At 73.8% G+C, this 14,149-nt stretch carries 11 protein-coding genes; 10 read left to right on the forward strand and 1 reads right to left on the reverse strand.

Annotated features, from left to right (window positions below; translation table 11 throughout):
• Positions 1 to 67: 67 nt before the first annotated feature.
• Positions 68 to 1,486, forward strand: a complete 1,419-nt coding sequence (locus ACFWGN_RS19500; protein WP_377619230.1) for an NlpC/P60 family protein — start codon at positions 68 to 70, stop codon at positions 1,484 to 1,486.
• A gap of 216 nt (positions 1,487 to 1,702) precedes the next feature.
• On the opposite strand, the gene ACFWGN_RS19505 is transcribed toward ACFWGN_RS19500, so the two are convergent.
• Entirely contained in the window at positions 1,703 to 2,206 is a 504-nt protein-coding gene (locus ACFWGN_RS19505; protein ID WP_056645206.1) for an inorganic diphosphatase, read from the reverse strand.
• A 290-nt stretch (positions 2,207 to 2,496) separates the two neighbouring features.
• Between ACFWGN_RS19505 and dacB the strand changes: the two genes are divergently transcribed.
• The 9 genes from dacB to ACFWGN_RS19550 all read left to right on the forward strand — a co-directional run bounded on the left by dacB (position 2,497) and on the right by ACFWGN_RS19550 (position 14,121).
• Entirely contained in the window at positions 2,497 to 3,894 is a 1,398-nt protein-coding gene (gene dacB, locus ACFWGN_RS19510; RefSeq protein ID WP_377619231.1) for a D-alanyl-D-alanine carboxypeptidase/D-alanyl-D-alanine-endopeptidase, read from the forward strand.
• Between the two features lie 45 nt (positions 3,895 to 3,939).
• Positions 3,940 to 5,082, forward strand: a complete 1,143-nt coding sequence (locus ACFWGN_RS19515) for a zinc-dependent metalloprotease (RefSeq protein WP_377619233.1) — start codon at positions 3,940 to 3,942, stop codon at positions 5,080 to 5,082.
• An 11-nt stretch (positions 5,083 to 5,093) separates the two neighbouring features.
• On the forward strand, positions 5,094 to 6,269 hold the full coding sequence (tilS, locus tag ACFWGN_RS19520; protein ID WP_377619235.1) for a tRNA lysidine(34) synthetase TilS: 1,176 nt from the start codon (positions 5,094 to 5,096) through the stop codon (positions 6,267 to 6,269).
• A gap of 5 nt (positions 6,270 to 6,274) precedes the next feature.
• Entirely contained in the window at positions 6,275 to 6,829 is a 555-nt protein-coding gene (hpt, locus tag ACFWGN_RS19525) for a hypoxanthine phosphoribosyltransferase (RefSeq protein WP_056645212.1), read from the forward strand.
• Positions 6,830 to 7,062: 233 nt separating this feature from the next.
• Entirely contained in the window at positions 7,063 to 9,117 is a 2,055-nt protein-coding gene (gene ftsH / locus ACFWGN_RS19530) for an ATP-dependent zinc metalloprotease FtsH (RefSeq protein WP_191802084.1), read from the forward strand.
• Between the two features lie 10 nt (positions 9,118 to 9,127).
• Positions 9,128 to 9,730: a GTP cyclohydrolase I FolE gene (gene folE / locus ACFWGN_RS19535; protein WP_377619237.1), complete on the forward strand. Its 603-nt coding sequence runs from the start codon at positions 9,128 to 9,130 to the stop codon at positions 9,728 to 9,730.
• Between the two features lie 82 nt (positions 9,731 to 9,812).
• Positions 9,813 to 10,766, forward strand: coding sequence for a dihydropteroate synthase (gene folP, locus ACFWGN_RS19540; protein ID WP_191802260.1), 954 nt, complete (start codon positions 9,813 to 9,815; stop codon positions 10,764 to 10,766).
• Positions 10,763 to 13,612 (forward strand): 2-amino-4-hydroxy-6-hydroxymethyldihydropteridine diphosphokinase, encoded by a 2,850-nt coding sequence (gene folK / locus ACFWGN_RS19545; protein ID WP_377619238.1) that lies wholly within the window; start codon positions 10,763 to 10,765, stop codon positions 13,610 to 13,612. Before folP ends, folK begins: the two co-directional genes overlap by 4 nt.
• Positions 13,612 to 14,121, forward strand: coding sequence for a DUF3180 domain-containing protein (locus ACFWGN_RS19550; protein ID WP_191802082.1), 510 nt, complete (start codon positions 13,612 to 13,614; stop codon positions 14,119 to 14,121). Before folK ends, ACFWGN_RS19550 begins: the two co-directional genes overlap by 1 nt.
• The last annotated feature ends 28 nt before the right edge of the window (positions 14,122 to 14,149 follow it).

Consider the following 14,149-nt stretch of genomic DNA (forward strand, 5'->3'; position numbering starts at 1 on the left):
CGCGCCCGCGGCGGCGCCCGTCCGCCCACGCGGCAGGGGTGTGTCGTCGATCGATCGGGGAACCGTGGTGCACCCGTTCCCCCCTGCCCGACGGCGCAGCGCGCCCCTCGAGGGCGCGTCACCACGGCGAGCGGGCCGTGCCGTGCTCGTCGGGGCCCTGGTCGTGACGCTCGGCGGCGGCATCGCCCCGTCCGTCCGTGCAGAACCGCCGACCGACGACGACGTCCGTTCCGCCCAGCAGGACGAGCAGGCCGCAGGGTCACGGGTGGCCGAGATCGAGGCCGACCTCGCCACGCTCGCCGAGCAGCGCGACGACGCCTGGGTCCGGGCCGGCCTCGCAGCCGAGGACTACGCCGACGCGCAGGCCGCGCTCGACGAGGCACGCATCGAGGTCGAGGCCGCGCAGGCCGCCCTCACGGCGGCCGAGGCCGGTGAGGCCGAGTCCCGCTCGGCCATGGGCGCCGTCTACCGTGCGTCCCGGCAGTCGGGCGGGTCGCTCGACGCGCTGCAGGTCGTCGTGGAGTCGGACGGGCTCGACCAGATCGTCGAGTCCGAGCGCGCCCAGAAGCTCACGGGCCGCAAGGTCCAGACCGTCGCCGACGGGCACCGCACCGCCCGGGCGCTCGCGGACGCCGCACGGGCACGGGCGACCGCCGCCGAGGAGGCGCGCGTCGCGGCCTCGGAGCGCGCCGAGGAGACGTTCGCCGCGGCGCAGGAGGCGCAGCAGGCGATCGAGGGCTCGATCCGGGCCGCAGCCGCCCGGCGCGACGAGCTCATCGCCGACCTCGCGGCCGCGCGTGCCACGACCGTCGAGGTCGAGCGGGCGCGCCAGGATGCGCTCGACGCCGAGCGCGAGCTCGCCGCCGAGCGCCAGGCGCAGGCCGAGCGGGACGCCCTGGCCGTGCCCACGCCCCCCGCCGACACTCCGGACCCTCCGGTCGCTCCGCCGTCGGGCGGGGAGGGTGCTCCGGTGACCCCGCCCGTCACGCCTCCCGTGACGACTCCCGACCCTCCGGTCGCCCCACCGGTGACCCCGCCGGTGACGCCTCCCGTCACGCCTCCCGTGACGCCCCCGGTCACTCCGCCGGTGACGCCTCCCGTGACCTCGCCCGGGTCGGGCGCCGCCAAGGGGCAGGCCGCGGTCGACTGGGCGCGCACCAAGATCGGTGCGCCGTACCTGTGGGGCGGCAACGGGCCCGCGTACGACTGCTCGGGCCTCACGTCACAGGCCTGGGCGAGCGTGGGCGTCAGCATCTCGCGGACGTCGCGCTCGCAGTACGCGAGGGTCGCCAAGATCGGGTACGACCAGCTGCGGCCGGGAGACCTCATCTTCTACGGAAGCGATCCGCAGGATCCGAGCTCGATCTGGCACGTCGCGATGTACGTCGGGAACGGTCAGATGATCGAGGCCATCTACGCGGGCGTTCCCGTGAAGATCAGCGCCGTCCGCTACAAGAACTCGATGCCGTACGCGGGGCGGCCGTAGGCCTCTCCCGGGGACCGTCTCGACGGTGCCGTCCGGACATGACGGTGCCGTCCGGACTCGACGGTCCATGGATCGGGACGGTGCCGGACGCGGGACGCGGCGCCGCGACGGAGACGCGCACGGCCTGACGCACGAGGACCCGGCCTCCTGGTGGAGACCGGGTCCTCGTGGTGGTTCGTGGCCGTTCGCCGGCCGGCCCTGCAGAGGGCGCGAGGGTCAGTGACCGGGCGTGTGGTAGCCGCTGTCGATCGCGCGCTGGATGGAGCGCTCGATCTCGGCCTCGGCCTCGGTGCGACCGGTCCAGTGAGCGCCCTCGACGGACTTGCCCGGCTCGAGGTCCTTGTAGACCTCGAAGAAGTGCTGGATCTCGAGACGGTGGAAGTCCGACACGTCGTCGATGTCCTGGCGCCACGCGGCACGCTGGTCGCCCGTCGGCACGCACAGGACCTTGTCGTCGCCCCCGGCCTCGTCGCGCATGCGGAACATGCCGAGCGCGCGGCAGCGGATCAGGCAGCCGGGGAACGTGGGCTCCTCGAGCAGGACCAGGGCGTCCAGCGGGTCGCCGTCCTCGCCGAGGGTGCCCTCGATGAACCCGTAGTCGTCCGGGTAGCGCGTCGAGGTGAACAGCATGCGGTCAAGACGGATGCGACCTGTCGCGTGGTCGACCTCGTACTTGTTGCGCTGGCCCTTCGGGATCTCGATCGTGACGTCGAACTCCACTGTTCTCCTCCAGTTGAACCGGCGCACCCGCTCTGTCGCGGTGTGGCGGTCATGAAATCGGCTGTCGTGCGCACCCGGCTCCGGTGGTTCTCTGCCAGGTGGTCCGTGGGCCGACCCGAGGGGCGGCGCGGACCATCGAGGGAGACCGGGCCATCATGCGCCCTCTAGTGTGACACGAACGACCTGGGACAGCAGTGGCCCGTCCCCGGGAACGTTGCGGTTCCTGAGTGATAATGCGCACGGAGAGCGGCCCCACCCGAGGGCGCCGCCGCAGCAGGGAAGAGGATCAGATGGGTTGGGCAGCACGGTCGGCCATCACTGCGGGGATCGTGGTGGTGCTCGCAGGCGGCTACCTGACGGCCGACGCGTACGACGTCGTCCCCGGGATCCTCACGACCGCGCCCGCGGTCGCGCCCGCTGCCCCCTTCCCGACGCCTCCGGGCGCCGTGGACGCCGCGTCACCTGCGCAGACGCTCCCGGTCCTCGACGAGAGCGCGCCCGTGCCGGACGCCGCGGAGATCGCCTCATCGCTCGACGCACTGGTCAAGGACCCTCGGATGGGCAGCCAGGTCGGTGGCGTCGTGCTCGACCGGATCACGGGCGAGGTGCTCGCGCAGAGCGACGCCGGGACCCCCATGGTCCCGGCCTCGACGCAGAAGATCTTCACGGCCGCCGCTGCCCTCGCATCGCCCGGACCCGAGGTGACGCTCACCACGAAGGTGGTCGACCTCGGGTCGGGGACGATCGCCCTCGTGGGCGGTGGCGACATGATGCTCGCGGCCGGTGCGGGGGACCCGCTCGCGGTCAACGGTCGGGCCGGGCTCGCCGACCTGGCGGCCCAGGTGGCCGGGAAGCTCCAGCTCACGGGAGCGACGACGGTGCGGCTCGTGGTCGACGACCGGTACTTCTCGGGTCCCACCGTCAGCCCGGCGGTCTTCGAGGGGAACGTGACCGCGGGATACATCGCGCCCGTCACGGCCCTCGGGGTCGACGTGGCCCGGCTCAGCGACGCGGAGTACGCCAAGCGCAGCCCCGACCCCTCGCTCGCTGCGGGCGAGATCTTCGCGCAGCGGCTCGCCGACGTGGGCATCACGGTCACGGGCGCCCCGGAGCGAGGCGAGGCCCCGACCGACGCCAAGGTCCTCGGGTCGGTCGAGTCCGCGACGCTCGAGGAGATCGTGGGCTACTTCCTCCAGCACTCCGACAACACCATCACCGAGGTCGTCGGTCGCCTCGTCGCGATCGACGCGGGCCTGCCCGCGACGTTCGACGGTGCGACCGAGGCGGTCCGCGCGAGCATGGGACGCCTCGGGGTCGACATGCAGGGCGCGGTGCTCGCCGACTGCTCCGGGCTGGGCGACGGGTCGGCCGTGACGGCGGACCAGCTCGCCGAGACGCTCATGCTCCTGACGGACCCGGAGCAGCCAGGCCTGCGCGCCGGCGCCGTGGGCCTGCCGATCGCCGGCCTGTCGGGGACGCTCGACGACCGTTTCCTGGCGTCCCCCGGGCGGGGCCTGGTCCGCGCCAAGACGGGCAGCCTGCCGGGCGTGACCTCGCTCGCCGGGACGGTCGTCACCGCGCAGGAGCGTCAGCTCGTGTTCGTCCTCCTCGCGGACGCGCTGCCCGAGGGCGGGTCCTACGGTGCCCGGCTGCTCATGGACGGGTTCGTCGGGGGCCTCGCGGACTGAGCGCGCTGTGGTCGGCGGGCTGGGAGCAGCGGCTACGGTGGGGCGATGACGTCTCCCGCGGTCGGTGCGCCGCTCGTCGACTGGTCCGCAGCCGCGCAGATCGCGGGCCGGGTGGCCCGGCCGGGCCCCCTGGCCTCGCGGGACGAGCTCGCGGAGCTCGTCGCGGGTCTGCGGACCGCGGCGTCGGACGCGGTCCCGCACGTGCTGCGCGTGACGCGCATGGCGCCGGCCGTGCTGCCCAGCGGTGCAGCGCCGGGGGCCGTCGCGAGCGAAGGTCCCACCGAGCTGTCGCAGGTGTTCGTGGTCGACCGCTCGCGCTGGGCGCGGGCGAACACCGAGGTCATGGCGAGCCTGACCGACGGGGTCGCGGACGCGCTGACCGGGAAGGACGACAAGCCGGTCTCCGCGACGACGGCCCTGGTGGGCGCGGCGCAGGTGGGGGCGGTGCTCGCAGCGCTGTCGAGCAGGGTGCTGGGGCAGTTCGATCCATACAGCGCCGCAGGCGGTGGTGCTGACAGCGCCGGAAACCCCGGCCGCCTTCTTCTCGTCGCGCCCAACGTCCTCCAGCTCGAGCGGGACCTCGACCTGGTCCCGGCCGACTTCCGGCTCTGGGTGTGCCTGCACGAGCAGACGCACGCGCTGCAGTTCGCGGCGGCCCCGTGGCTCGCCGACCACCTGCGGGCTCGTGCGCACGACCTGCTCGTGGGGCTCTCGGAGTCGTCGCGCCAGATGGCGGACGCCCGGTGGCGGGAGAAGGTCGCGACCGCGGGCCGCGTCGTCGTGCGGGCGGTCCGTGGCGAGGGCGGCGTGGCCGACGGGCTGCTCACGGCGGACCAGAAGGCCGTGCTCGAGGAGGTGTCGGGGGTCATGGCGCTCCTCGAGGGGCACGCCGACGTCATGATGGACGCCGTCGGGCGCCGGACGGTCCCCACGGTGCGTCGGATCCGTGCCCAGTTCGAGGCACGCCGCGACGGGCAGGGCAGCAGCACGCTCGACACGGTGCTGCGCCGCTTCCTCGGGATGGACGCGAAGCTCGCGCAGTACCGCGACGGTGCGGCGTTCGTCCGCGCCGTGGAGAAGCAGGTGGGGCGCGACGGGCTCAACGCGGTCTGGTCGGGCCCCGAGACCCTGCCCTCGGCGCTCGAGATCGCGGAGCCCGGCGCCTGGGTGCGTCGGGTCCACGGCTGACGGGCCGCGCCGTGGTCGGACCTCACCCCGCCGACGCCGCGGCGCGTCGTGCCGTGCGCGCCGCGCTGCGCGACCTCGCGCCCGGCTCGCTCGTGCTCGTGGCCTGCTCGGGCGGTGCGGACTCGCTCGCGCTCGCGGCCGCGACCGCGTTCGTCGCCTCGCGCGACGGCGTGCGGGCGGGCGCGGTCGTGGTGGACCACGGTCTCCAGGAGGGGAGCGGCGACGTCGCGGCGCGGGCGGCCGAGCAGTGCCGTGCCCTGGGCCTCGACCCGGTCGAGGTGCGCAGCGTCCGGGTGGGGGCGCGGGGCGGGCTCGAGGCGGCCGCGCGGCACGCGCGCTACGCCCTGCTCGACGACGTCGCTCACCGCACGGGGGCGGCCGCGGTCCTGCTGGGGCACACGCTCGACGACCAGGCCGAGACCGTGCTGCTGGGTCTCGCGCGCGGCTCGGGCGCCCGCTCTCTCGCGGGCATGGCCGCGCGTCGGGGGATCTACCGGCGCCCCCTGCTGAGCCTGCGCCGGTCCGACACCGAGGCCGTGTGCGCCGCGAACGGGCTGACGTGGTGGACCGATCCCACCAACGGGGGTCCGGCCCCGCTCGACGCCGCGACCTCGGACCGGGCCGGTGGTGACCTGCCGCTGCGCTCGCAGGTGCGCACCCGGGTGCTCCCGGTGCTCGAGGACGTGCTCGGCCCAGGTGTCGCGCTCACGCTGGCCCGGACCGCCGACCAGCTCCGTGAGGACGCCGACCTGCTCGACGACCTCGCGGCCCGGCTGCTCGACCAGGCACGGGTCGACGAGCCCGACGAACCCCCCGCGCCGGCCGGATCGAGCGCCGGCGACCGTGCCGCTCCGGGCGGGTCGGTCGCCGCGACGCGTGCCGTGGAGCCGGCGACCCGAGCGGACGTCGCTGTGGTGCTCGACACCCAGGTGCTGGCGGCCGCCCCGGCCGCGCTGCGCCGTCGGGCACTGCGCGCCGCGGCCCAGGAGGCCGGGAGTCCCGCCGGTTCGCTCTTCGCGAGCCACGTCGCGACGCTCGACGCCCTGGTCACCGCGTGGCGAGGCCAGGGCCCCGCCCACCTCCCGGGCGACCTTCGCGCCTCGCGCACCCGTGGGAGACTCTTCCTACGGCCTGCACGGCCCCCCTCGCTCGCGCGAACCCCATCAGCAGAACCAGCACAGGAGTGAAACCCGTGGACTCATCCGACGTCGGCAACGACCTCGAGAACATCCTCCTCACCGAGGAGCAGCTCCGCGGGAGGCTGGACGAGCTCGCCGAGCAGATCGACCGCGACTACGCGGGCAAGGACCTGCTCCTCGTGGGCGTCCTCAAGGGAGCGGTCATGGTCATGGCCGACCTCGCCCGCCGCCTGCACCACGACGTCGAGATGGACTGGATGGCCGTCTCGTCCTACGGCTCGGGCACCAAGTCCTCGGGTGTCGTGCGGATCCTCAAGGACCTCGACGCCGACCTCACGGGGCGCCACGTGCTCATCGTCGAGGACATCATCGACTCGGGCCTGACGCTCTCGTGGCTGCTGTCGAACCTGCGCAGCCGCGGCCCCGCCTCGGTCGAGGTCGCGGCGATGCTCCGCAAGCCCGACGCCGCGAAGACCGAGGTCGACGTGCGCTACATCGGCTTCGACATCCCCAACGAGTTCGTCGTGGGCTACGGCCTGGACTACGCGGAGAAGTACCGCAACCTGCCGTTCGTGGGCACGCTCGCCCCGCACGTCTACTCGTCCTGACGCCTCACACCAGCCCCGACCGGTGACGGCGGCGGGGGCGACGACCTCGGTCCCGCCTCCGCCGCCCGCCACCGCGGGGCGAGCCGCGGCCCACGCCGCGACCCGCGCGGGACGCCGCTCCTCGAAGCCACGCCCTGGGCGAACAGACCAGCCAACTGCCAGGTTGTGCGTGTAACTTCACTGGCGGAACCATTGCGCGAGTGGAGGGATGCGGGGGCTCGTCCCCGTCGCCGATGAACATCAAGAAGATTCTCAGCGGGCCGATCGTCTGGATCGTGGTGGGTCTGGCGATCCTCGGGATCGCCTTCATGGCCCTGTCCGGACCCAGCGTGCACCGCGTCGACACCTCGACCGGGCTCGAGCTCCTCAAGGACGGGAAGGTCGAGCAGGCCCTCCTGGTCGACGGGGACCAGCGCGTCCAGCTCACCCTCACCGAGAACTACGAGGTCGACGGCAAGTCCCAGGGCAAGAGCGTGGAGTTCTTCTACGTCGCGCCCCAGGGTGAGGCCGTGGTGAACGCCGTGACCGAGGCGAACCCTCCCAAGGGCTACAACTCGGAGATCGCGCGTCCCTCGTTCCTCGCGTCGGCGCTCTCGCTCATCCTGCCCTTCCTCATCATCGGGCTCGTGTTCTGGTTCCTGCTGTCCCGCATGCAGGGCGGCGGCTCCAAGGTCATGGGCTTCGGCAAGTCCAAGGCCAAGCTCGCCTCGAAGGACACCCCGCAGGTCACGTTCGCGGACGTCGCGGGCGCGGACGAGGCCGTCGAGGAGCTCTACGAGATCAAGGAGTTCCTCGCGGAGCCGGACAAGTTCCAGGCCGTGGGCGCCAAGATCCCCAAGGGCGTGCTCCTCTACGGGCCTCCCGGGACCGGCAAGACCCTCCTCGCGCGCGCCGTCGCCGGCGAGGCGGGCGTGCCGTTCTACACGATCTCCGGCTCGGACTTCGTCGAGATGTTCGTGGGCGTCGGCGCGAGCCGTGTCCGTGACCTGTTCCAGCAGGCCAAGGAGAACTCGCCGGCCATCATCTTCGTCGACGAGATCGACGCGGTCGGCCGTCACCGCGGCGCCGGCATGGGCGGCGGGCACGACGAGCGCGAGCAGACGCTGAACCAGCTCCTCGTCGAGATGGACGGGTTCGACGTCAAGACGAACGTCATCCTCATCGCGGCGACCAACCGCCCCGACATCCTCGACCCCGCACTCCTGCGCCCGGGCCGTTTCGACCGTCAGATCGCGGTCGAGGCCCCCGACCTCAAGGGCCGCGAGGCGATCCTGGCCGTGCACGCCCAGGGCAAGCCGATCGTCCCCGAGATCGACCTGGCGGCCGTCGCACGTCGCACCCCCGGCTTCACGGGTGCGGACCTCGCGAACGTGCTCAACGAGGCCGCGCTGCTCACCGCGCGCTCGGGAGCCCAGCTCATCGACGACCGCGCGCTCGACGAGGCGATCGACCGTGTGATCGCCGGCCCGCAGAAGCGGACCCGCGTGATGAACGTCAAGGAGCAGAAGATCACGGCGTACCACGAGGGCGGACACGCCCTGGTCGCCGCGGCCATGCGCTACACGGACCCCGTCACCAAGGTGACGATCCTGCCGCGCGGCCGTGCGCTCGGGTACACCATGGTCATGCCGCTCGAGGACAAGTACTCCACGACGCGCAACGAGCTGCTCGACCAGCTCGCCTACGCCATGGGCGGCCGCGTGGCCGAGGAGCTCGTGTTCCACGACCCCACGACGGGCGCCTCGAACGACATCGAGAAGGCGACCGCGATCGCCAAGAAGATGGTCACCGAGTACGGCATGAGCGAGCGCGTCGGCGCGATCAAGCTCGGGACGGGTGCGGGTGAGCCCTTCATGGGCCGCGACATGGGCCACACGCGCGACTACTCCGAGTCGGTCGCGGGCACGGTCGACCACGAGGTCCGACGCCTGGTCGAGTCGGCCCACGACGAGGCCTGGGAGGTGCTCGTCCAGTACCGCGACGTGCTCGACCACCTGGTCCTCGAGCTGCTCGAGAAGGAGACGCTCAACCAGGCCGAGCTCGCCGAGATCTTCGCTCCCGTCGTCAAGCGCGACGCGCGCGAGGTCTGGCTCTCGAGCGAGCAGCGGTCGGTCTCGCAGCGGCCCCCGGTCCTGACCGAGGCCGAGAAGGCCACCATGCCCAAGGACCCCCAGGGGCACCCCATCGTGGTCCCGCAGGACGAGGCCGCGGCTGCCGCCGACGAGCTCCCGCCCGAGCGTATCGGCGAGCTCCCTGCGGACCGTGTGGTCGACGACGGGCAGGCCTGACGTGGCCCAGGTGCCCGACCAGGGGCTGTGCGCCCCGGCGGACGTCCCCGAGTACGACGAGGAGCGGGCCCGCGCCGCGGTGCGCGAGCTCCTGCTCGCCGTGGGGGAGGACCCGGACCGCGAGGGCCTCCGGGAGACCCCGTCCCGCGTCGCCCGCGCCTACCGCGAGATCTTCGCGGGTCTGCGCCAGGAACCCTCCGACGTCCTGACCACCATGTTCGACCTCGGTCACGAGGAGATGGTGCTGGTCAAGGACATCGAGGTCTACTCGACGTGCGAGCACCACCTGGTGCCGTTCCACGGCGTCGCGCACGTCGGGTACATCCCCAACGCGGACGGACGCATCACAGGGCTGTCCAAGCTGGCCCGGCTGGTCGACGTGTTCGCGCGCCGTCCCCAGGTCCAGGAGCGCCTGACGTCGCAGATCGCCGACGCGCTCGTCGAGAACCTCGCGCCCCGTGGCGTGATCGTCGTGGTCGAGTGCGAGCACCTGTGCATGTCCATGCGGGGCGTGCGCAAGCCCGGTTCGCGGACCGTGACCTCGGCCGTGCGCGGCCAGATGCGCGACGGCGCGACCCGCGCCGAGGCCATGAGCCTGATCCTGGGACGGTAGGCACGACGCGGTGCGGTACACGCAGCACAGCACGGCCCCCGCTCTCCTGCCCGAGCTGGGGGAGCTCGACCGGACGCTCGTCATGGGCGTCGTCAACGTCACGCCCGACTCCTTCTCGGACGGCGGCGAGTGGTTCGAGCCGCGCGCGGCGATCGAGCACGGCCTCGAGCTCCTCGCCGAGGGCGCGGACGTCCTCGACGTCGGGGGCGAGTCCACGCGACCCGGTGCGGGGCGCGTCCCGGTCGAGGACGAGCTGGCCCGGGTCCTGCCCGTGATCTCCGCGCTCTCGGCCCAGGGTGCGGTCGTGAGCGTCGACACGACGCGGGCGCTCGTCGCCGAGCAGGCCGTCGCGGCGGGCGCGCGCATCATCAACGACGTCTCGGGGGGCCTCGCGGACCCGGACATGGCCGGGGTGGTCGCGAGGACCGGAGCCGTGTTCGTCGTCATGCACTGGCGCGGGCACGCGGACGTCATGGACGACCTGGAGCAGTACGACGACGTCGTGACGGACGTGCGCGACGAGCTCGCCGCACGCGTCGAGGCGCTGCGGTCGGCGGGCGTGCGGGACGAGCAGATCGTCCTGGACCCGGGCCTGGGGTTCTCCAAGGCGGGCTCCACGAACTGGCCTCTCCTGACGCACCTCGACGTCCTGCGCGGGCTGGGCTTCCCGATCCTCGTCGGTGCCTCGCGCAAGCGGTTCCTGGGGCACCTCCTCGCGGGTCCGGACGGCGAGCCCGTGCCCCCGCTCGCACGCGACGGGGCGACCGCGGCCATCACGGCTCTCGCGGCGGCAGCGGGTGCCTGGTGCGTGCGGGTGCACGCGGTCCGGTCCTCGGCAGACGCGGTGCGGGTCGCCGCGGCGTGGACTCGGGCCGGGGCGACGGGGGAAGATGCCTCCGGGGGAACGGTCGCCGAGGCGGTCGCCTCCGGCACACCGGCGGGAAGGACCGCTGGTCCCGAGGACCTGCCCGACCGGGCGGAGCAGCGGGCGCACGGCAGCGGAACGAACGACAGCGACGACAGGAGTACGACGTGAGCACAGCGTTCCAGGGAGCGGTGCACGGGACCGACGGTCGCCCCCTCGACCAGATCCGGCTCACGGGGCTCAGCGCGACGGGGCACCACGGAGTCTTCGAGCACGAGCGGATCGACGGGCAGCTGTTCCGTGCCGACGTGGTGCTGCACCTCGACACGCGGCGCGCGGCGTCCGGCGACGACCTCGAGGACACCGTGAGCTACGCGGTCGTCGCGGAGGACGTCGTCGAGGTCCTGGCCGGTTCGCCCGCCGACCTCATCGAGACCGTCGCCGAGCGGGTCGCGGCGGTCGCGCTGCGTCACCCGACGATCGAGGCGGTCGACGTCGCGATCCACAAGCCGCAGGCGCCCATCACGGTGCCGTTCGACGATGTCGAGGTCGTCATCCGCCGCGACCGCGTGAAGGTGCCCGTGGTCGCGGTCGAGTCCGCTCGCGTGGTTCCCCTCCCGGTCGGGTCGATCACCCCCGCGGTGCTCGGGAACGTCTCGGTCGGGGAGCCCGGCCCCGCCGCTGGGGCGTCCGTCGAGGCACCCGCCGTGATGCCTCCGTCGATCCCGCCCGCGGCCCCCGTCGCGGCCCCCGACCGTTCGACCGACCAGGGCTTCCTCGCGGTTCCCGAGGACCTCGGCGCTCCTGCGGCGGAGTCCGTGACGAGCAGCGTCTCGGACGCTGAGTTCGTCGAGGCGCTCGACTCGTTCTACAGCGCACCCGAGGATGCCCTGAGCGCGCCTGCTCCCGCCCCGTTCGTCGAGGAGGTCGTGGTCGAGCCCGCGGCCGTCCAGGAGGTCTCTGCCCCGGAGGCAGCTCCGGCCGTGCCCGACGACGCCGCACCGGTCTCGTACGAGGCCACGGCTCTCCCCGAGGTCGTCGCGCCTGAGCCTGCTCCCGACCTCGCTCCCGCGGTCGTCGAGGACGTCTCGCCCGAGCCCGCGCCGGCCGTCGTGGACGGGCCGGTCGCGGTCGACGAGGTCGCGGCGCCCGAGGTACCGCACAGCGTCGAGCCGCCCGTGGTGCACGGAGCCGCAGCGTACGAGCCCGTTCCTGCTGAGTCGTTCGTGCCGGTCGTGCCCGTCGCCGCGGCCGAGCCGGCCGCAGCCGAGGAGCTGGACGTCCCCGCCGAGCACCCCGCAGCCGCGCCAGTGCCCGCAGCCCTCGTCGACCCGAGCGAACCCGCGGCGTCCGTCGAGCCCGTCGTCACCTCGAACCCTGCCGAGACCACTGCGCCCGAGGCTCCGGTCGCGTCGGACCAGCCGGTCGAGCAGGCTCAGCCGGCGCCGGTCGAGTCGGTGGCGCCGGTCGTGGCGCCCGCCGCCCTGGTCGACCCGGTGCACGTGCCGGAGCAGCCCGCCGAGATCGAGCCCGTCGCCCACGTCGAGCCACCCGTGATCGGCGAGCTCGCCGAGACCGCTGAGACGGTCCCCGCGCTCGAGGTCGCCCAGCTCGCGGCCGAGGCGCCGGCCCCCGTCGAGCCGTCGTCGGAGCCCGTGCTCCCTCCCGTGGTGGCTCCCGAGCCAGCCGTACAGTCGGCACCCGAGCCCGCACCCGAGCCCGTGCCGGTGACCGATCGTCTCGACGAGGCTCCTGGGGGCTTCGTGCCGGTCGTCCTCGCCCTGGGTGCGAACCTGGGCGACGCCCAGCAGACGCTCCGCGACGCGGTCACGGACCTCGACCGGATCTCCGGACTGGAGATCACCGAGGTCTCGCCGCTCGCCCGGACCGCAGCGGTCGGCGGTCCAGACCAGCCCGACTACCTCAACGCGATCCTGCTCGCCCGCACCACCCTGTCGCCGCGAGCCCTGCTCAGGGCCTGCCAGGGCGTCGAGAACGCCCACGGACGAGTGCGCGCGGAGCGCAACGGCCCGCGCACCCTGGACGTCGACCTGATCGTCTACGGCACGGTCGCGGAGATCACCGAGGACCTCGAGCTGCCGCACCCCCGTGCGCACGAGCGGGCGTTCGTCCTGGAGCCTTGGGCGCAGGTCGCCCCCGAGGCGTTCCTGCCCGGGCTCGGCGGTGGGCCGGTCGCGACGCTCGCCGCGACGGCTCCCGACCGTGGGGGCATCCGTTGGCTCGCGCTGGACTGGTTGACGGACGCAGAGCCCGAGCCCGCCCCGGCCGCGACCCCGCCGGCGGTGCCCGTCGACGAGCCTGCTGCCGCCCCGGCGCAGGCCGCCCCCGACCAGCTCGCGCCGGCCGAGCCCGCAGTCCCCGAGCCGGCCGTCCCCGAGAGGACGGACGAGCCCGAGGCTCCTCAGGCAGCGCTCGAGCAGCCCGCGTTCGCACCGGCACCTGCACCGACGCCGACGCCGACGCCGGCACCGGCACCGGCACCGGCACCGGCACCGGCGCCCGCCCCCGCACCGGCGCCCGTCGTCCAGGAGCAGCCTGCTGCTCCGGCCGAGCCTGCGCCGTTCGTCCCGGCCTTCCACCCCGTGCACCCCCAGGACGGTCAGGAGCCGCCGCACCCGCAGGTCCCGCCGCTGTGGTCCGACGTGTCGGCGCAGGGCGCCGCGGACCCCCTGGGCGCCACCCCGCCGACGGGCTCCTCGGACGACGAGGCCCCGGCCCTCCCGAGCTGGTCCGCGCTGACGGCTCCGGCGCAGCAGGCTGCACCCGGACTGCAGCTCCCGCCGCAGACGGCAATCGACCCCGAGCCCGTCGACCGCCCTGCCCAGGCCCCCGAGCCTGCCGTACCGGCATTCCGCCCGGTCCATGAGTCGCCCGCCAGCGCCTTCCAGCCCGTGCACCCGGCACAGCCCGTCCCCCCTGCCCAGCCGGTCAAGCAGGAACCGATCACGGGTGTGCCCATGTCCTTCCCGGCTGACCTGCGCGGTCCGTCGAGCTGATGCAGCGCACCAAGGTCACGACGCTCCTGCTCGTCACGGTCGCCACGACGCTGCTCGGGTGGCTCGTCGTCGTCGGGCTCGAGCGCCGCGCGACCTACCTGCCCGCGGTGCCCTGGATCGTGGACGTGGCACTGGTCGGGCTGGCCGCGGCCGTGTTCTGGGCGGGGTGGGCGGTCCGCTCGTACCTCAAGGGACGTCGGCCGTCGCTCGACCCGCTGCGCGCGGCACGCACCCTGGTACTGGCCAAGGCGGCTGCCCTCACCGGCTCGCTCCTCGCCGGGTGGTACCTGGCGCAGGTCGTCGCGGTGCTCGGCGACCTGGCGATCGAGGCACGCCGCGACCGGGCGATCGCCGCAGGGATCGCGGCGGCGTGCGCGCTCGTGCTCGCCGTCGTCGGGCTCGTGGTGGAGAAGTTCTGCCAGCTCCCGCCCGAGGACACCGAGCCGGGGAACGGCGGCCGGTCGCGAGCGCCCGGCGATCACGAGCCCGAGGCCGACGCCGCGGGCTGACGCGCGTCAGCACTTCGGAGGACGCGGT

Source organism: Oerskovia sp. NPDC060338, assembly GCF_042726295.1.
In the GTDB taxonomy this organism is placed as follows: Bacteria; Actinomycetota; Actinomycetes; order Actinomycetales; family Cellulomonadaceae; genus Oerskovia; species Oerskovia merdavium.